Source organism: Kitasatospora sp. NPDC048715 (assembly GCF_043198905.1).
Taxonomy (GTDB): domain Bacteria; phylum Actinomycetota; class Actinomycetes; order Streptomycetales; family Streptomycetaceae; genus Kitasatospora; species Kitasatospora lactacystinica.
In genome coordinates this window covers 231578-248125 of the sequence record NZ_JBICVH010000016.1, presented here as the reverse complement: position 1 = coordinate 248125, position 16548 = coordinate 231578, and the positions used below count along the sequence as shown (strand labels likewise).

The 16548-nt window shown below is 72.0% G+C and carries 17 protein-coding genes; 7 read left to right on the top strand and 10 right to left on the bottom strand.

Features of this window, described 5'->3' with window-relative positions:
* Nucleotides 1–10: 10 nt before the first annotated feature.
* The 3 genes from ACGFSC_RS28680 to ACGFSC_RS28670 are packed head-to-tail and all read right to left on the bottom strand — an operon-like array spanning nt 11 to nt 1448.
* A complete protein-coding gene (locus ACGFSC_RS28680) occupies nt 11–295 on the bottom strand; it encodes a DUF397 domain-containing protein (protein ID WP_359908491.1) in 285 nt (94 codons plus the stop codon).
* 59 nt (nt 296–354) lie between these two features.
* Nucleotides 355–564 (bottom strand): DUF397 domain-containing protein, encoded by a 210-nt coding sequence (locus ACGFSC_RS28675; RefSeq protein WP_359908488.1) that lies wholly within the window; start codon nt 562–564, stop codon nt 355–357.
* Between the two features lie 29 nt (nt 565–593).
* Nucleotides 594–1448, bottom strand: a complete 855-nt coding sequence (locus tag ACGFSC_RS28670; protein ID WP_359908485.1) for a helix-turn-helix transcriptional regulator — start codon at nt 1446–1448, stop codon at nt 594–596.
* A gap of 232 nt (nt 1449–1680) precedes the next feature.
* Between ACGFSC_RS28670 and ACGFSC_RS28665 the strand changes: the two genes are divergently transcribed.
* The 6 genes from ACGFSC_RS28665 (at nt 1681) to ACGFSC_RS28640 (ending at nt 6236) form a co-directional block, all read left to right on the top strand.
* Complete coding sequence (locus ACGFSC_RS28665; protein WP_359908483.1) at nt 1681–2118, top strand: ATP-binding protein; 438 nt, start codon at nt 1681–1683, stop codon at nt 2116–2118.
* Complete coding sequence (locus tag ACGFSC_RS28660; RefSeq protein WP_359908480.1) at nt 2115–2390, top strand: hypothetical protein; 276 nt, start codon at nt 2115–2117, stop codon at nt 2388–2390. The genes ACGFSC_RS28665 and ACGFSC_RS28660 overlap by 4 nt, the downstream gene beginning before the upstream one ends.
* 117 nt (nt 2391–2507) lie before the next feature.
* Entirely contained in the window at nt 2508–2999 is a 492-nt protein-coding gene (locus tag ACGFSC_RS28655) for a hypothetical protein (RefSeq protein WP_359908477.1), read from the top strand.
* Nucleotides 3000–3163: 164 nt separating this feature from the next.
* Entirely contained in the window at nt 3164–4228 is a 1065-nt protein-coding gene (locus ACGFSC_RS28650; RefSeq protein ID WP_359908474.1) for a ferritin-like protein, read from the top strand.
* A 78-nt stretch (nt 4229–4306) separates the two neighbouring features.
* Nucleotides 4307–5149, top strand: a complete 843-nt coding sequence (locus tag ACGFSC_RS28645) for a transcriptional regulator (RefSeq protein ID WP_359908471.1) — start codon at nt 4307–4309, stop codon at nt 5147–5149.
* A gap of 103 nt (nt 5150–5252) precedes the next feature.
* Nucleotides 5253–6236 carry an NAD-dependent epimerase/dehydratase family protein gene (locus tag ACGFSC_RS28640; protein WP_359908468.1) on the top strand — a complete coding sequence of 328 codons (984 nt, stop codon included), beginning with the start codon at nt 5253–5255 and terminating at the stop codon, nt 6234–6236.
* A 90-nt stretch (nt 6237–6326) separates the two neighbouring features.
* On the opposite strand, the gene ACGFSC_RS28635 is transcribed toward ACGFSC_RS28640, so the two are convergent.
* The 5 genes from ACGFSC_RS28635 to ACGFSC_RS28615 form a co-directional block, all read right to left on the bottom strand.
* Nucleotides 6327–7220: a sugar ABC transporter permease gene (locus ACGFSC_RS28635; RefSeq protein ID WP_359908466.1), complete on the bottom strand. Its 894-nt coding sequence runs from the start codon at nt 7218–7220 to the stop codon at nt 6327–6329.
* Entirely contained in the window at nt 7217–8833 is a 1617-nt protein-coding gene (locus tag ACGFSC_RS28630; protein ID WP_359908463.1) for an ABC transporter permease subunit, read from the bottom strand. The genes ACGFSC_RS28635 and ACGFSC_RS28630 overlap by 4 nt, the downstream gene beginning before the upstream one ends.
* Before the next feature lie 183 nt (nt 8834–9016).
* The gene (locus ACGFSC_RS28625; protein ID WP_359908460.1) at nt 9017–10327 is read right to left on the bottom strand and encodes an extracellular solute-binding protein; all 1311 of its coding nucleotides are present in this window, start codon (nt 10325–10327) and stop codon (nt 9017–9019) included.
* A gap of 94 nt (nt 10328–10421) precedes the next feature.
* Nucleotides 10422–11783 carry an alpha/beta hydrolase-fold protein gene (locus tag ACGFSC_RS28620; protein ID WP_359908457.1) on the bottom strand — a complete coding sequence of 454 codons (1362 nt, stop codon included), beginning with the start codon at nt 11781–11783 and terminating at the stop codon, nt 10422–10424.
* Complete coding sequence (locus tag ACGFSC_RS28615) at nt 11780–13588, bottom strand: glycoside hydrolase family 13 protein (protein ID WP_359908454.1); 1809 nt, start codon at nt 13586–13588, stop codon at nt 11780–11782. The genes ACGFSC_RS28620 and ACGFSC_RS28615 overlap by 4 nt, the downstream gene beginning before the upstream one ends.
* 152 nt (nt 13589–13740) lie before the next feature.
* Here ACGFSC_RS28615 and ACGFSC_RS28610 point away from each other — a divergent pair, with 152 nt between their 5' ends.
* Entirely contained in the window at nt 13741–14787 is a 1047-nt protein-coding gene (locus ACGFSC_RS28610) for a LacI family DNA-binding transcriptional regulator (RefSeq protein WP_359908452.1), read from the top strand.
* 57 nt (nt 14788–14844) lie between these two features.
* Here ACGFSC_RS28610 and def read toward each other — a convergent pair whose 3' ends face one another.
* Together def and ACGFSC_RS28600 are read right to left on the bottom strand one after the other, a co-directional pair.
* Nucleotides 14845–15486: a peptide deformylase gene (gene def, locus ACGFSC_RS28605; protein ID WP_359908449.1), complete on the bottom strand. Its 642-nt coding sequence runs from the start codon at nt 15484–15486 to the stop codon at nt 14845–14847.
* 43 nt (nt 15487–15529) lie between these two features.
* Nucleotides 15530–16522: a hypothetical protein gene (locus ACGFSC_RS28600; RefSeq protein WP_359908447.1), complete on the bottom strand. Its 993-nt coding sequence runs from the start codon at nt 16520–16522 to the stop codon at nt 15530–15532.
* Nucleotides 16523–16548: the final 26 nt, after the last annotated feature.

Sequence of the window (16548 nt, the reverse complement as noted above, 5' to 3'; positions counted from 1 at the left end):
CTCTGTCGGTTCAGAGGGACGGAAACTCCCCGCCCTTGATCCCGGCGAGGAAGGACGACCAGGCATCGGCCGCGAACAACAGAGCTGGCCCGTCCGGTTCCTTCGAGTCCCGGACAGGAACGGCACCAGGCAGGCCAACAGCCACCTCAACGCACTCGCTCTGCGCACCCGAGAACGAAGACTTGTGCCAACTGACTTCGGCACGCACGAAGCCCGCTACCTCCACGCAGTTGCTCTGCGCACCCGAGTACGACGACTTCCGCCACACGATGCCTCCGAGATCCACTGCGATCACGTCTCGCCTCCACGGACCAGTGGCACAAGCCCAGCCGCATTCAAGCGATCGAGACGTGTCTACCCATCCGATAGCTCTCCAGCCTTCACGCCCCGAACGAACGCAGTCCAGGCATCCGCAGTGAACGCCAGAGCCAGCCCGCTTGAGTCCTTCGAGTCCCGGACGGCCATTCCACCCAGGACCAGCCGACGGGTCTCCACGCAGTCGTTCGCCTGAGCGCTGAAGCTGCTCTTGAACCAGTCCCGAACAGCGATCTCCGGTACGGCCATCGCGCTCACACCCCTGTCTGGTCTTGTGCTCACGTCTCCGCTGCAATTGCCGAGATCATATCCAGCGATTCCGCCGGGTTCAGGGCCGATGACCGGAGGTACTCGAAGACCAGCCCGTAGCCGTCCAGCTCTGCTTGGTTCTCCATGTAATGGCTGCTCGTCAGTGTCTCCAAGAAGACCGCTCCGGGGTTCGGGGAGTCTGTGAACCCGAACATCACGAAGGCTCCGCACGCGCCAGCCGTCGCACCGACCTCCAGCGGCACCACCTGCAAGGTCACATTGGGCATTTGAGCAGCTATGGCCAGGTGCTCCAGCTGCGCTCGTTGGACTTTCCTGCCTCCGACGGGGCACCTGAGCGCTGGTTCCCAGATGATCGCCCAGAATCTGGCCGGGTCGGCTTTGGAGAGGACTTCCTTCCGCTCCATCCGGATCTCGACCAGCTGGTCGATGCGCTCCGGGCGGACGGCAGCCGGATTGGCCTCCAATACCGCGCGTGCATAGTGCTCGGTCTGCAACAAGCCCGGCACCACCATGGATTGCCAGGTACGGATGTACCGGGCATCTCCCTCGAGCCCGAGGAAGTCGGCGTATGCCGGCGGAATCGTGTCGCCGTAGTCGTGCCACCAGCCGCGCTTCTTGCTGTCACGGGCCAGTACCTCAAGAGCATCGCGTTCCTTGCCTGCCGACCCGTACAGGTCCAGCAGGATCCCAAGATCCAGCCGACGAACGCCCGACGCCCCGGTCTCTATGCGGCTGATCTTGGCGCGGGAGCAAGCAAGTGCCTGCGCCGCATCATCCGTTCCCTTGCCCGCAGCTTCGCGAAGTCGGCGAAGCTCCGCGCCAAGACGGCGGGCACGGACAGTGGGCTTCGGTTCATCAGCCATGCGCAAGTCCTCTCACCTGACGGGCCCAAGTGTGCCGCGTGACGGTTCGTCAATCCAGCGCCACCAGTTCTGCATCGTTGCAGTTGTTTCGCTTGCAGGTTGCAGCGACACGGGTGCATGCTACCTGGAGTGCGAGTACCGCCACGAAACGTAATCAAGGCGGGCTCATCACCGGGCATCCCCATGCCCTCTTCAGCCACTCTCACCTGCACACTCCATAGGTGGCCCCGCCATGCCTGAAGACCTCTCCCCCTCCCCCGTCCCCGCCGAGCGGACCTGCTGGTTGCCCCGGCATCGCAAGGCCCCCCGTGCCGCCCGCTGGGAGCTCCACGACTTCCTCCTCCCCCACCCCTCCGGCGAACTCCTCGTCTTCACCGGTGAATTGCTGGTCAGCGAGCTGGTCACCAACGCCGTCCGGCACGCCCGCGCCCCGCGTGACCGGCTGATCTTCATCCGCTTCCAGCTCTCCCCGGACGACACCCTCCGCATCGAGGTGCACGACGCCAACAGCGAGAAGCCCTCCCTCCGGCCCGCCTCCACCTCCGCCGAAACCGGCCGGGGCCTGCGACTCGTCCAGCAGCTGGCCACCGAGTGGGGCTGCTGCCCGCGCGAGGGCGGCATCGGGAAGTTCGTCTGGTGTCACATCTCCCCCGAGGCGGACGCCGCGTGAGCGCCGTCCGGGCCGGGATCGCCGGCATCATGCTCCCCGCCGACTTCCCCAGCCTCGACCACGCCCTCCCCGTCCTCTGGGAGCGCGTCCGCGAGCTCCCCATCCGGGAGGCCCACCGGGACTTCATCCGGATCTGCATCGGGCCGGGCGGCGGCCAGGGCATCGCCAACCGCCTCTCCCGCAACGACTCCTGGAGCGTCACCCTCTACGTCGGCGAGATGACCGACTGGACCTCCCACCTGATCACCGTCACCACCACCCCGCAGCCCTGAACTCCCCCGCCGCCGCCCGGCGTTCACGCCGGGCGGCGGCGATTGCCCGGGTGCGTGCCGCCACGCTCGCCCCCCTCGCCCCGGCCATGATCTATCGAATCTGCTACGGTCGTACTCATGACGAAAGAAACTGGCGCCCAGTCCGCCGCGACCGAGCTCCGGATGCCCCTCGACACCAAGGTGGTCGTCTGGGCCTTCTGCGGCGCGGTCGGCGCCGGCCTCGGCTTCGCCGTCCCGTGGCTGCTCCAGTTCGCCGCCCGGCACCCGATCCCCTACGCGGACACCGTGCGGTTCCTGGGCTCGTTCTCCTCCCCGGCCATGGTGATCGGCCGCCCGGTGGCGCTCGCCGCCGTCGGCCTCGTGATCGGGCTCTTCGTCACCTACCACGCCGCCGCGCTGCGGATCTCGGACGAGAGCATCACCATCGTCGAGGGCGACGACAGCCGGGTGATCACCCGCGACCAGGTCGGCGGCGTCTTCCGTCACGGCGGCAAGGTGCGGATCGAGTCACCGGTCGGGCGCGTCCTCTTCGACGACGACGTCGAGGGCGGGAAGGCGGCCATCGCCTCGGCCTTCCGCCGCCACGGCTATCCCTGGGAAGGCGCGTGATCGAGCACCGAGGCGCTCCTGCCCGGTCGGCGCCGGGCAGGAGCACCTCGGGCGAGACGCGACATCCGTCCGGATGAACTCCTCGGCCGCACCGACGGCATGCGTCCGCGCGCGATCCGCCTCCGGCTACGGTCCGGCGCACAGCCGAACGAAAGGTGACCAGCGTGACGACCGGAATCCTGGACTACGAGAGCGACGCGATCGTCCAGCTCATGAACATCGCCGAGGAGGACTGGACCGAACAGGAGCTCAAGGACGCGCTCCAGCGGGCGATCATGCTGGAGCTCTCCACCATCCCGCCCTACGCCACCGCGCTCTGGTCGATCACGAGCCAGGACAACACCCAGCCCGTCCGCCACACGATCCGGGAGATCGTCTTCGACGAGATGTCGCACTTCGGCCTGGTCTGCAACATGCTCACCAGCATCGGCGGCACCGTCGTCCTGACCGACCCCGCCACCGTCCCGAAGTACCCGGGCGAGCTGCCCGGCGGGGTCAACCCGGGGCTGATCGTCTCCCTCGGCGGGCTGACCAGGGAGTCGGCGGGCCTCTTCGCCGACATCGAGAAGCCCGAGAACCCGCTCGCGTTCGCCGCCGACGGCAACACGATCGGCGCCTTCTACCAGCGCATCGCCGATGTCTTCCCGAGGTTCGCGCACCTGCTCACCGGCCGGAACCAGGTGACGTTCCCGCTGGGGTCGCAGCACGGCGCCGGCAACAACATCGTCGCGATGAACACCCTGGACGACGTGCTGAAGGCGATCGACGTCATCCGGACCCAGGGCGAGGGCACCGATGTCTCGCCCGACAACCCCTTCCCCGGCCCTCCTGGCGAACTCGCCCACTACTACGCGTTCAAGGAGATCGCCGTCGGCAGGAAGCTGGTCGAGAACCCCGCGACGGGGAGGTTCGAGTTCACCGGCCCCGACGTACCGCTCCCGGACACCTCGCCGGTCGCCCGTGTTCCCGCCGGCGGCTGGGCCAACGACCCCGCCAACGCGCCCGACCAGCCCACCGCCTCCGCACTGCACGACTTCAACACGTCCTACAGCGCCATGCTGACGTCCCTCGAACACGCCTGGGGCGGCAACGGGAACGAGCTCTTCGACGCGATCGGGCACATGAGCGATCTGGGCGACGCCGCACGGGTGATCGACGCCATCAAGCTCCCCGCCGATCCCCACCTCACCTACGGCCCGGAGTGGCTCTTCGTCCAGCAGGGGTCCTGAGCCGACGCCGGCGGCCGGTGTGGCAGATTGACCGGACGGCCCCGCCCCGGGGCTCGTGATCGAGAACCGAGGTCTTCCGTGTCCGCAGACAAAGCCGCGCCGCGAACGGTCGTCGAGGCCTGCTTCGATCCGCAGGGCACGGCCTCGCTCGACTACGTCTACGACGTCGCCGCGGCGGTCGGCCTGTCGGACCAGCCGGTGCGGCTGGCCGTCCGCCGGCTGGAGGCGGCGGGCGTCCTGCGGCAGGAGGGGCGGGGCCGCAAGGGCCGGCTCGTGCTGACCGACGCGGGCAGGCTCCGCTCGGACATGGACGTCCGGTTCGTCGCGCTCGCCTACGCGCAGGACGCCGGCCTCGCCCCCTGGGACGGGCTCTGGCGCCTCTACACCTTCTCCGTCCCCGAGCGGCACCGGTCGGAGCGCGACGCCCTGCGGGCCGCGCTGACCCGGCTCGGTGCCGTGCCGCTCGCGCCCGGCGCCTACGTGAGCCCGCACGACCTCCTCGACGAACTCACCGCCGAGGCCTCGGCGGCGACGGTCGGCGCCTACCTGATCACGGCGGAGGCCACCCGCCTGACCGGTCCGGGCTTCACCGACCCCGCCTCCACCGCGGAGCACCTGTGGCCCTCGGCCGAGACGGTCGAGGCCTACCGGCCCCTCGCCGACGTGCTCGCCGCGGATCCCCTCGGCCCCGACCTCGGCTCCGTCGAACTCGTCGCCGTCGCGCTGCGGCTGGCCGAGGCCTTCACCCACGCCCTGGAGCGCGACCCGCTCCTCCCTCCGGAGCTGCGGCCCGCCCCCTGGCTCCCGTCCCGGATCCGGCGCGACTTCCACGAGGCCTGGACCACGATCCGCGGCCGTACCCCCGACCTCTCGCTCTTCCGTGCCTTCGACACCGGGCCGACGGCCGCCCAGCGTGCCTGAACTCCACCCCGGGACAAACCCCGCTCGCCCGATATTCACCCGGACGGACGCGAATTCGAATTCCCGGATCGCCCATATGTTCTAGGCCTGATATATCGATTACATGCTCGAAGAATACGACAAGGTATTGGTGTCGGGCGGATTGGGTTTCGTCGGAAGGCACCTGACCAGCGCTCTTCTCTTCCTGGGGAAAGAGGTGTCGATCATCGACAACGCCCGGACGGCCACGAGCATCTCGGCGCCGTCCGGGACCACCCTGCACCTGCTGGACATCCGCGAGGTCGACGCCGTCGCCGCGGCCGTGGACGACGCGGACCTGGTCTTCCACGTCGCCGCGAACGCGAACGGCACGTTGTCGGTGACGCAGCCGCGCCTCGACTTCGAGATCAACGCACTCGGCACGCTGATCTTCGCCGAGGCCCTCCTCAAGGCGCCCGTCCGTCGGGTCGTCTACGTCTCGTCCGCGTCCGTCTACGGAACGCCCCGGAAATTCCCCATGGACGAGGACCACCCGACCCGCCCCTTCGTGCCGTACGGCGCGTCCAAACTCAGCGGCGAGATCACCTGCCTGGCACTCCACCGCGCCTGCGGCCTCCCGGTGGTGGTCGGCCGCCCCTTCTGCGTCTACGGACCGGGGGAGAACCCGCACGAGGCGATGGTCGAGGTCGGCCGCTTCCTGCGCTGGCACCTCAACCACCGACCCATCCAGATCGTGGGCGACATCGACCGGAAGACCCGCGACTTCGTCCATGTCACCGACCTGGTCCAGGGGTTGCTGACGATCGCCGACCGGGCCGACCTGGGCGAGGTGTTCAACATCGGCTCCGGCACGGAGGTGTCGATGCGCGAGCTCGTCGACACGATCGGGGAGGCCACCGGCAAGTCGCCCGAGGTCAGCGTGATCCCGGAGATCGAGGACGACACCTACCGGCTGGTCGGCGACATCTCCAAGCTCCAGGGCCTGGGATACCGGCCGTCGGTCTCGCTGGTCGAGGGGGTGCGCGACCTGGCCGACCACCTCGGCGCGAATCCGGAACTCCCCGGCAGCCCGACCATCTTCTCCCGCGGCCAGCACGGCGAATCCTGATCCGCCGCCCGCACGGGACCCCCTGTGCGGGACCCACCACCCCGCCCCGGACGTCGTCGGCGTCCGGGGCGGCGGGCCGGCCACCCGCGCTCAGCCCTTGACCGATCCCGCGGTCAGCCCCTGGGCCAGGTAGCGCTGGAGGAACTGGTAGACCACGATCACCGGCAGCGAGGTCACCAGCGCACCGGCGGCGAACAGGCCGTAGTTCTGGTCCTGTTGGCCGGAGATGATCCCGTAGAGGCCGACCGCGACCGTCTTGGAGTCGTTCGAGGTCAGGAAGATGTTCGCGAGGATCACGTCGTTGAGCGCGGCGGTCAGCGACAGGATGGAGATCACCACCAGCATCGGCGCGGCGAGCGGCAGGATCAGCCGGAAGAAGATCTGGGCGTGCCCGGCGCCGTCCACCTTGGCGGCCTCGTCGATCTCGCGCGGGATGGTGTCCAGGTAGCCCTTCATCAGCCAGGTGTTCACCCCCATCGCGCCGCCGAGGTAGACCAGCACCAGGCCCCACGGGGTGTCCAGGCCGATCGCCGGCAGCACGTCGCCGATCTTCGCGAACATCAGGTAGAGCGAGATCACCGCGAGGAACTGCGGGAACATCTGCACCAGGAAGACCGCCATCAGCCCGAACCGCCGCCCCCGGAAGCGGAACCGCGAGAAGGCGTACGCGGCCAGCACCCCGAGCAGCACGTTGAGCACCGCGAAGGTGCCGCAGACCAGCGCGGTGTTCCCCAGCCACCGGGCGAACGGGTACTGCCCGTCGGTGAAGAGCGCGGTGAAGTTGGCGAGCGAGGCGTGCCGGGGCAGCAGGGTGGACGACTGGAGCGTGCCGAGCGGGTTGAGCGCGGCGGAGAGCACGAACAGCAGCGGGAACAGCGCGAAGCAGACGGCGAGTACGGCGATCAGGTGCCGCCAGCCGAAGCGGCGCAGCCAGCGCGCGGCAGCGGTGCCGGTGGTGCCGGTGGTACCGGACGTGGCGGTCATGCGTTCAGCTCCTCAAGGGCGCGGGTGCGGCGGAAGCCCACCAGCGTGATCAGCCCGACCAGCAGGAAGATGACGATGGACAGCGCGGCGGCGAAGCCGTACTGGGCGCCCTGCCCGCCGAAGGCCAGCCGGTAGGTGTAGCTGATCAGGATGTCGGTGGAGCCGGCCGTGCCGCCCGCGCCGTCGAACGGCCCGCCGCCGGTGAGCAGTTGGATGGCGTTGAAGTTGTTGAAGTTGAAGGCGAAGGACGAGATCAGCACCGGTGCGGCGGCGACCAGCAGCAGCGGGAAGGTGACCGCCCGGAACGCCCGCCACGGCCCGGCGCCGTCGATCCGGGCGGCCTCGTTGAGCTCGGCGGGCATCGCCTGCAGCACGCCGGTGCAGATCAGCAGCATGTTGGGGAAGCCGAGCCAGAGGCTGGTGAGCACCACCGCGAACCGGGCGCTCCAGGCCTCGCCCAGCCAGTCGATCCGGGTGTGCAGCAGTTGGTTGAGCAGCCCGAAGTCCCGGTTGTACATGCTCTGCCAGATCAGGATGCCGATGAACGCGGGCATCGCGTACGGCAGCAGCATCAGCGAGCGGTAGACCCGCTGCCCGCGCAGCCGCGGGTGGTGCAGGGTGAGCGCGAGGCCGAGGCCGAGGGCGAAGGACGCGCCGGTGGAGAGCAGGGCGAAGCCGAAGGTCCAGGCGAGCACGCCGAGGAAGGGGCCGCGGATGGCGGGGCTGGTGAGCACGGCGGTGAAGTTGGCGAAGCCGACGGTGCGGTGCCAGCCGGTGGGCAGGGTCCGCCCGGAGCCGTCGGCGGCGGTGTACCGGCCGTCCTCCGGGTGGTAGACGGTGCCGTCGCGGGTGTCGGTGAGGGTGTCGGCCGCCCGGTCGTGGACGAGGGTGGGCCGGGCGGTGGTGGCCATCGACAGCCCCTGGCTCACCAGGAAGGCACCGTCCACCGGCACCCGCAGGCCGGTCAGCTCGGCGGAGCGGGCGTTGACCTGGCCGAAGGTGAGCAGCTTCAGTCCGGGGGCGGAGGTGACCCGGCCGTCCGGTCCGGCGACCGTCCCGGCGGGGGCGGGGGCGAGGCCGCTCGCGGTGCCGGCCGACACCTGCCCGGTGTCGGGATCGGTGAGCAGCAGCACCAGCGGGCCGCCGTCCGGTCCGGTGGCGACGGTGAGCGCGTACGAGGGGCTGCCGGGAACGGGCTCGACGGAGTGCTCGACGAGGCTGCGGACCGCCTGGTCCTTGGTGAGGAGGTGGCCGTCGCCGTAGTCGGTGAAGGAGATGGCGACGATGTACAGCACGGGGTAGGCCACGAACGCGAGGAAGAGCCCGGTGGCGGGCAGCAGGTACTTGGCGGGCAGCCGGCGCGGCGAGAGGTAGGTCCAGAACGTCGCGCCGACGGCCGCGGCCAGCACGCCGAGCGCGGCCCAGTGCCCGCCGTCGTACAGCCGGGGCGCCGCGTAGAGGGCGAGGGCGGCGACGGCGGCCAGCAGGGAGGTCCTCGCCACGAGCGCGGTGACGGCGCCCGAGCGGCGGGGGGCCCGGCGGGGCGGGCGGTCCGGGGCGGCGGCGGAGTCGTCGTCCGGGCGCCTGCTGTCCTGAAGGGTGGGGGAGGTCATGGGTGGTCCCTGGTCCGGAGGGCGCCCGGAGGTGGTGGCCGTCCGGGTGGCGGCACGCGTGCGGAGGGCTCGGCACACGGGGGCTGGGTGCACGGAGGCCCGGCACACGGGGGCTCGGTACGGGAGTTCGGTGTACGGGAGTTCGGTGTACGGGGTGTACGGGGGTTCGGAAGGGCCGGGGCCTCAGCGGGCGGAGCCCAGGGCGGCCCGGATGGCCTCGCCGGCCTGCTTCATGGTCGTGGCCGGGTCGGCACCGGCCACGATGTTCGCCTCGGCCTGGCCGAGCGGCCCCCAGATCGCGTTCATCGCGGGGATCGTCGGCAGCGGCTGCCCGCCCGCCCCGGCGGCGGCGAGGGCGCCGATGTCGGGGTCGGTCGCGGACGCCCGGGCGAGCGCGGAGGTCAGCGCCGGCGGCTCCGGCGAGGCCTGGTAGAGCGCCAGCTGGCCCGACTCGGAGCCGATCTCGCGCAGCAGGAACTCCTGGGCCAGCGGCACGTTCCTGGCCTTGGCGGACAGGTAGAAGCTCTGCACCCCGATGAACGGCCGGGCCTGGCCCTTGCCCGCCCAGCCGGGCACCGGCGAGATCGCGTAGGGCAGCCCGGACTGCTTGAGCTGGCCCAACGCCCAGGGGCCTGCCACCAGGAACGGCGTCTTGCGCTCGGTGAACAGCGCGATGGCGTTGGTGTCCACCGAGCGGTTGAACAGCGCGCTGCCCTTCTCCCCGTACTGCTTGAACAGCTCGCCGGCCGCGATCGAGCCCGGCCCGCCGACCCCGAGGTCGGCGGTGTCGTAGCCGCCGTCCGCCTTGGTGCCGAACAGGTAGCCGCCGGCCGAGGTGAACAGCGGCTGCAGCGCGTACGCGTTGCCCTGCTGGCCGATCGGCAGGGCGAGCGGGACGTCGCTGCGGCCGGCCTTGACGGCGCCCTGCCCGGCGGCGGCGAGGTCCTCGAAGGTGGCGGGGGCGTCCGGGGCGAGTTCGGTGTTGCGGAACAGCACCAGGCTCTCGGTCGCGTAGGGCAGCCCGTACGGCCGGCCGTCGTGCTGCACGGCCTCCAGCGCGGCGGGCTCGAACGACGCCTTCTGCGCCCCGGTGAGCGGAACGGGCGCGACGACGCCGTTCTGCACCAGGTTGCCCAGCCAGTCGGAGGCGCCCACCACCAGGTCGGGGCCCTTGCCCGCGTTGGTGGCCGAGACGTAGGCCTGCTGGGTGTTGACGGACTGCGGGACGACGGTGACCTTGACCCCGTGCTCCTTGCCGAACCGGTCGGCGACCGGCTGGAGGGCGGCGGCCTGCTGGGTCTGCGCCCAGATCACCAGATCGCCCTCCGCGGCCGGGATCGGCGGGTCGGTCATCGGTCCCCCCGGGGCGCCGCCCGCGGCGGATGAGCCGGCGGCCGGGGTGACGGGGGACGGCGTGCCGGCGGGCGAGGTGCCGCCGCAGGCCGTGACCAGCAGGGCGAGGACGCCGAGAGCGGCGTGTCTGCGGTAGCGCATCGTCCGAGACTCCTTCGTCTGGGAGGGGGTGGGGCCGGGCCCCGGGGCGGGTGGGGCCCGGACCCCGGGGTGGGGCCGGGCCCGGGAGGGCGGGTCAGATGCCGTCCGCCGGGCGGTGCCAGCGGTCGACGGTGAGGTCGAGGCGGGTGTCCCGGTCGACGGTGAGCGGGTGCACGACCCGCAGGCCGTCCTCGTCGACGGCGTCCAGGCCCCAGCCGCGGGAGACGCCGCCGTCGAAGCCGGTGCCGCGCGGGACGGAGATCCGGCCGCGGAAGCGCCCGGGGCCGTCGGGCCGGCAGGGCAGCGGGCCGAACATCACCGGCGCGTCGTCCGGGGTGCCGTCCGGCACGGTGACGACCACCTCCAGGACGGGCCGGGCCGGCAGCTCCGGCGCCACCTCGACCTCGGTGGGCGCGTCCAGCCCGTGCGCCCGGACGGTCACCGCGGTGCGGCCGGCGGCCAGCGGGCGCAGCAGCCCGTGCGGCAGGACGGCGGCGACCTCGGGCCGCTCCACCCGGTAGTCGGCCTCCAGTGCGGTGTACCGCACGCCGTCGGCCCGGACGGCGACCGGGTTGACGGCGCTCCAGGTCTCGCCGGGGGCGAGCCGCAGGTGCGCGGCGGCGGTGAGCGAGACGACCGGCGAGGCGGCACCGAACAGGTGCAGCAGCGCGTGCCGGGCGCGGGGACGCCAGGCGTCCTCGTGGTGGGGTGCCTGCGGGTCCTCGTAGTAGAGGAGGTCGGCGCCGCTGGTGTAGCCGGCCTCGTCGAGGAGCTGGACGGCCAGTTCCCTGGCCGGCCGGGCCAGGATCAGGCCCTCCCGGCCGCCGATGTCCAGCCAGAGCCGGCTGGGCCCGCGGCGGCGGTAGCGCTCGTACACCGACTTCTCGCCGAGGCCGGCCGGGTCGACGTGGGTGAGAAACGGGGAGAGGACGGCGGCCAGGCCGAACACCTCGGGGCGGCGGAAGGCCATGTGGTAGGCGACCAGGCCGCCCATCGAGGAGCCCATCACCGCGGTGTGCTCCGGCCCGGTCCTGGTCCGGTAGCGGGCGTCGACGAACGGCTTGACCTCGTCGACCAGGAACGCCTCGTAGCGGTGGCCCTTGAGCGGGGTGCCGGGGGTGCGCCAGTACTCGGCGACGTGCGAGTACTCGGTGCCGCGCTCGGCGCCGGCGTTGGGCACGCCGACCGCGATCAGCTCGGGTATCAGGCCCTCGGCGTAGAGCTGCTCCAGCGTCCGGTCCAGCGCCCAGGTGGGCCGCTGTCCCTGGTCGAAGACCTGCTGGCCGTCCTGGAGGTAGAGCACCGGGTAGTCGGCGTCCGGGCTCTCGTCGTAGCCGGGCGGCAGGTGGACCAGGAGGTCCCGTTCGTTGCCGAGCTGTTCGGAGCGGAAGCCCGGGACGCGTTCGGTCCGGCCGCGGCGCACGGCGGCGGCGGTCCCCGCGGTGGAGGTGCTCATCGGGCCACCGACCAGACGTGCACGGCCGGGCCCTCGGCGGGCAGGTCGCGGCCGGGGACGAGCTGCGGCCCGCCGAGCAGGTGGGTGGCGTGCCACTCCCCCGCCACCGGCGGGTGGTCGGCCCGGCTGATCTGCACCAGGATCCGCTCCTGGTCGTCCTCGCGCTCGAACAGCAGGACGTCGCGCTCGGCGAGCAGCCAGCGCAGCCCGCCGCCGCCGAGCGCGCTGTGGCCGCGGCGCAGCCGGATCAGCTCGCGGTAGGTGCGGTAGGTGTGCTGGTCCCAGGCGGACTCGTCCCAGGGGAAGGGCTTGCGGCCCTCCTCCAGGCCCTCGCCCACCACGCCGACCTCGTCGCCGGAGAACACCATCGGGGTGCCGGGCAGGGTGAACAGCAGGGCCGCGCCCAGCAGTTGGCGCTCGGGGCCGGCGAAGCTGCGGAACCGGGCGGTGTCGTGCGAGTCCAGCAGGGTGAGGTTGTGCACCCGGCTGCGCCAGGGCAGGGCGGCGCCGAACGCCGTCATGGTGGCCCGCAGTTGGGCGCCGCTGTAGTCGGGGATCGGCCCGGGCACCGCCCAGAAGTCCTTCTGGTCGTGCCGTTCGGCGAGCCAGGCCCAGACCGGGCGGGTGAAGCCCGCGTAGCTCATGGTGCCCTGCCAGCCGTCGCCGCCCAGGGCGAGCGAGGCGTCGTGCTGGTGCTCGGCGAGCAGCACGGCGTCGGGGTTGGCGGCCCGTACGGTGGCGGCGGTGGTGGTGGCGACCAGGCGGTTGAGTTCGACCTCGCCGCGCCGGCCGGCCATCTGGGCCACGTCGACCCGCCAGCCGTCCAGGTGGAACGGCGCCTTGAGGTACTTGGCGACCACCGAGTCGGGGCCCTCGTAGAGGCGGCGGCGCAGTTCGGCCGAGCGGTGGTCGAAGGTCGGCAGGGTGCGCACGCCCAGGAAGGTGGCGTAGTCCTCGGGGCCGCCCTCGCCGAAGAAGTAGTAGCCGGCCTCGGGGCTGCCGGGGTCCCGCTGGGCGGTGCGGAACCACTCGTGGTCGCTGCCGGAGTGGTTGAGGGTGATGTCGCCGATCACCTTGATGCCGCGCCGGTGCGCCTCGGCGATCAGTGCGATCAGCGCCTCGTCGCCGCCGAGCGCCGGGTCGACCCGGTCGAAGGAGACGGCGTCGTAGCGGTGGTTGGAGCGGCCCTCGAAGAAGGGGGTGAGGTAGATGACGGTGGCGCCGAGGCGCTGGATGTGGTCGATCCTGCGGGCCACGCCCCAGAGGTCGCCGCCGTACATCTGCTGGAGGGCGGCGGCGTCGCCGGTGTGCAGCGGGGTGTCCCAGTCGGCCGGGCGGGCCCACTCGGCGAGCGGGGCGTCGCCGCCCCGGGCGTAGCGGTCGGGGAAGATCTGGTAGACCACCGCGTCGGCGGCCCAGGCCGGCGGGGCCGGGTGGGCGGTGAGGCGGAAGTCGGTGGCGTCCGGCAGGTCGTGGTCGTGCAGGCCCGCCGCGGTGAGCCAGCGTCCGCCGTCCGGGGTGTGCAGCCAGAACCGGTAGTTCATCTCCGGGTTGACCATCGTCAGGCCGACCCGCCACCAGTTCGCGTCGGCGTCGGTGCGGTCGGGCACGGCGGCCTCGAAGTGCGGTTCGCCGTCGGGGACGGAGCGCAGGAAGACCCGCTCCACCGGCTGGTCGGCCGGGACCCGGACCAGCAGGTCGACCTTCTGCCCGAGCCGGGGCGCGAGGTCGCCGACGTAGCGCGCGGAGCCGTCGTGGTGCGGCTGGTGGCGGGCGGCGAGGCGGGGGCTGCGGGCCGTGTCCATGGAGCTCCTCGGTCGGGCGAACAGGGTACTGGAGGGCGGCGTTCCGCTTACCGGGGCCGACGAGGGAACCGTAACGGCGATGAAACTGTTGCGCAATATGTTGCTAAGATTGTTTCAACAGCCTCGCCGACCCGCGGCCCGGGATTTGTAAGATGCAGGCTCGACCAGTCGGGAGGACCACATTGAGCGGCCCGTCACTACGGGACATCGCCGCCCGGGCAGGCGTCAGCGCCGCCTCGGTGAGCAGGGTGATCAACGACCGACCGGGTGTCTCCGACGACACCAGGCTCAAGGTCGCCGAGGCCATGCGGGAGCTCGGCTGGCAGCCCGACCAGGGCTACGACCCGCACCAGGGCGCGCTCATCGGCATCGTCGTCCCCGAACTCGACAACCCGGTCTTCCCCCTGCTCGCCTCCGCGATCGAGGTGCAGCTCGCCAAGCACGGCCTGACCGCCGTGGTCGGCACCTCCACCCGCCAGGGCACCGCCGAGCTGGGCTACATCGACGTCCTGCTGCGCAAGGGCGTCTCCGGGCTGGTCCTGGTCTCCGGCCGGCACGCCAACCCGCACGCCGACCACGGCTTCTACCGGCTGCTGCACGAACGCGGCATCCCGATGGTGCTGGTCAGCGGCCGGGTCGAGGGCCTGGCCGTACCCACCGTCGCCACCGACGAGGCGCTCGGCGCCCGGATCGCCGTCGCGCACCTGCGCGAACTCGGCCACCGGCGGATCGGACTGGCCGGCGGCCAGGGCTACCTGCGGCCCTCGATCAACCGCCTGGACGGCTACCGGCGCGCGATGCGCGAACTGCTCGGCGAGGAGGCCCCCGCCGACTGGTACGCCGAGTCCTCCTACTCGATCGCCGGCGGCGCCGCGGCCGCCCGCCAGCTGTTCGACGCGGGCGTCACCGCGATCGTCGCCGGCAGCGACCTGATGGCCCTCGGCGTCGCCCAGGCCGCCCGCGAGGCCGGCCGCTCGGTGCCGGGCGACCTCTCCGTGGTCGGCTACGACGACTGCTACCTGGCCGCCCACAGCAACCCGCCGCTGACCACCGTGCGCCAGCCGATCCAGGATATGGCCGCGGCCGTCGCCGAGGCCCTGTGGCGCCAGCTGGAGGGGCACGGCGGCCAGGTCAGGGACTACCTGTTCAGCCCGGAGCTGGTCGCCCGCGAGTCCACCGGCCGGCTGCGGCACGGCTGACCCCACGCCGAGGGCCGGGACACCAGCGGTGTCCCGGCCCTCGCACGTACCGCACCGTCAGGCGTTCGACACCGTCGCGTACTTCGGGGTGCCCTCGGCCATCTGCTGCAGGGCGTCCTTGCGGTCCCGCTTCGACAGCTTGTCGATGTAGAGGGTGCCGTACAGGTGGTCGGTCTCGTGCTGGAGGCAGCGGGAGAAGAAGCCGGTGCCCTCGACGCGGATCGGCTTGCCGTCCTTGTCGACGCCGGTGACCGCGGCGAAGTCCGGGCGGGCCAGCTCCGCGTAGGCGGTGGGGACGGAGAGGCAGCCCTCGTTGCCGTCGTCCAGGACGCGGCGGCGGTCGGCCGGGTACTCCTCCAGCACCGGGTTGATCACGTGGCCGATGTGGCGCACGCCGTCGTCGTCCGGGCAGTCGTAGACGAAGACCTTGAGGTCGACGCCGATCTGGTTGGCGGCGAGGCCGACGCCCTCGGCGGCGTACATCGACTGGAACATGTCGTCGATCAGTGCGGACAGCTCGCCGTCGAAGACGGTGACGTCCTTGACCTCGCGGTGCAGCACCGGGTTGCCGACGACGGTGATCGGGCGCGCGGTGCCCTTGCTGAGGTCGGGCTCCTCACCGATCACCTTCACGGGCGTCTCGGGCGCCGTCCCCTCCACGTCGTGCTCGTGCTCGTGCTGCTCGGCCTGCTCCGCCATGTCTTCCGCTTCCGTCGGTGTACGCGTTACCTCACCAGGGTACTCAGCACACTTCTTCGAGATCCCGGTAAGCCCGGCTTCCCGGGGCGGCCGCGACCCAGCGGTCCAGCAGGGTGCGCACCAGGTGGGCCGGTGCGGCGATCCCGCACTCGCGCTCGACCAGCCAGGACATCCCGGCCGCGCCGCCCTGGCTGAGGTGGCTGAGGTGGCCGGGGTGGGCGGCGTCGCCGTCGTCGTGCGGGTCGTGGTGGGCGGCGACGCCGTCGTCGGAGGCCATCCGGCTCTCCGAGCAGGCGCGGCACAGCAGTCGCACCGAGGAGGTCCAGTCCTCGGCCGCGTAGCCGGCGTCGGCGACCAGCCGCTCCAGCGCGTCCCGGTCCCCGGCGGTGGCGGCCTGGAGCAGCACCACGTAGGTCGGCACCGGGGAGGGCGCCCACAGCTCGATCTCGTCGAACACCGGGTAGGCGACGCCGTCGGTGACCCGCTCGCCGTGCGGGGCGCCGTCGTGCAGCACCACCTCGCCCCAGCGGCGGCCGGAGGAGGGCAGCGGGATGGACAGCACCTCGATCCGGGCCGGGTCCAGCCGGCGGCCCCAGACCACCTCGGACTCGCCGTCCGGGGAGAGCCGTACCGGGGTGGTGCCGAGGTCCAGGCTGACCGGGCCGTCCTGCTGCCCGCCGGGGCCGCCGGGCAGCTTCAGCCCGTACGCCTGCCAGGCGCGGCGGGCCAGCGGCCAGTCCTGGAGGGCGGTGGCGGTGATGCCGAGGTTCCACCAGTCCGGGGCGCCGTGCTCGCGGTCCAGCAGGGCGACGGCGCGCAGCCCGGCCGAGCGGGCCTGCTCCCAGTCCCGGCGGAACTTGTGCAGCAGGGCGAGGTTGAACCAGGAGTCGGAGAGCCACGGCTCCAGGTCGGCGGCCATCACCAGCAGCGCGCCGGCGTCCTCGTAGCGGCCGTCGCCGATCAGCGTGAAGGCCCGGTCGGTCGTCTGCCGCCAGGTGGCGGACGGCCGGTGCCGTGCCCGGTGGAAGATCCTCACGTTCGTCCCTGCCGTCGTCGTCCGCT

Excerpts from the sequence above, each read along its gene's own strand:
- def (WP_359908449.1), bottom strand. The coding sequence starts at position 15,486 with ATGGCGGAGCAGGCCGAGCAGCACGAGCACGAGCACGACGTGGAGGGG.
- ACGFSC_RS28610 (WP_359908452.1), top strand. The coding sequence starts at position 13,741 with ATGCAGGCTCGACCAGTCGGGAGGACCACATTGAGCGGCCCGTCACTA.
- ACGFSC_RS28615 (WP_359908454.1), bottom strand. The coding sequence starts at position 13,588 with ATGGACACGGCCCGCAGCCCCCGCCTCGCCGCCCGCCACCAGCCGCAC.
- ACGFSC_RS28670 (WP_359908485.1), bottom strand. The coding sequence starts at position 1,448 with ATGGCTGATGAACCGAAGCCCACTGTCCGTGCCCGCCGTCTTGGCGCG.
- ACGFSC_RS28655 (WP_359908477.1), top strand. The coding sequence starts at position 2,508 with ATGACGAAAGAAACTGGCGCCCAGTCCGCCGCGACCGAGCTCCGGATG.
- ACGFSC_RS28625 (WP_359908460.1), bottom strand. The coding sequence starts at position 10,327 with ATGCGCTACCGCAGACACGCCGCTCTCGGCGTCCTCGCCCTGCTGGTC.
- ACGFSC_RS28675 (WP_359908488.1), bottom strand. The coding sequence starts at position 564 with ATGGCCGTACCGGAGATCGCTGTTCGGGACTGGTTCAAGAGCAGCTTC.
- ACGFSC_RS28620 (WP_359908457.1), bottom strand. The coding sequence starts at position 11,783 with ATGAGCACCTCCACCGCGGGGACCGCCGCCGCCGTGCGCCGCGGCCGG.
- ACGFSC_RS28640 (WP_359908468.1), top strand. The coding sequence starts at position 5,253 with ATGCTCGAAGAATACGACAAGGTATTGGTGTCGGGCGGATTGGGTTTC.
- ACGFSC_RS28630 (WP_359908463.1), bottom strand. The coding sequence starts at position 8,833 with ATGACCTCCCCCACCCTTCAGGACAGCAGGCGCCCGGACGACGACTCC.
- ACGFSC_RS28635 (WP_359908466.1), bottom strand. The coding sequence starts at position 7,220 with ATGACCGCCACGTCCGGTACCACCGGCACCACCGGCACCGCTGCCGCG.
- ACGFSC_RS28665 (WP_359908483.1), top strand. The coding sequence starts at position 1,681 with ATGCCTGAAGACCTCTCCCCCTCCCCCGTCCCCGCCGAGCGGACCTGC.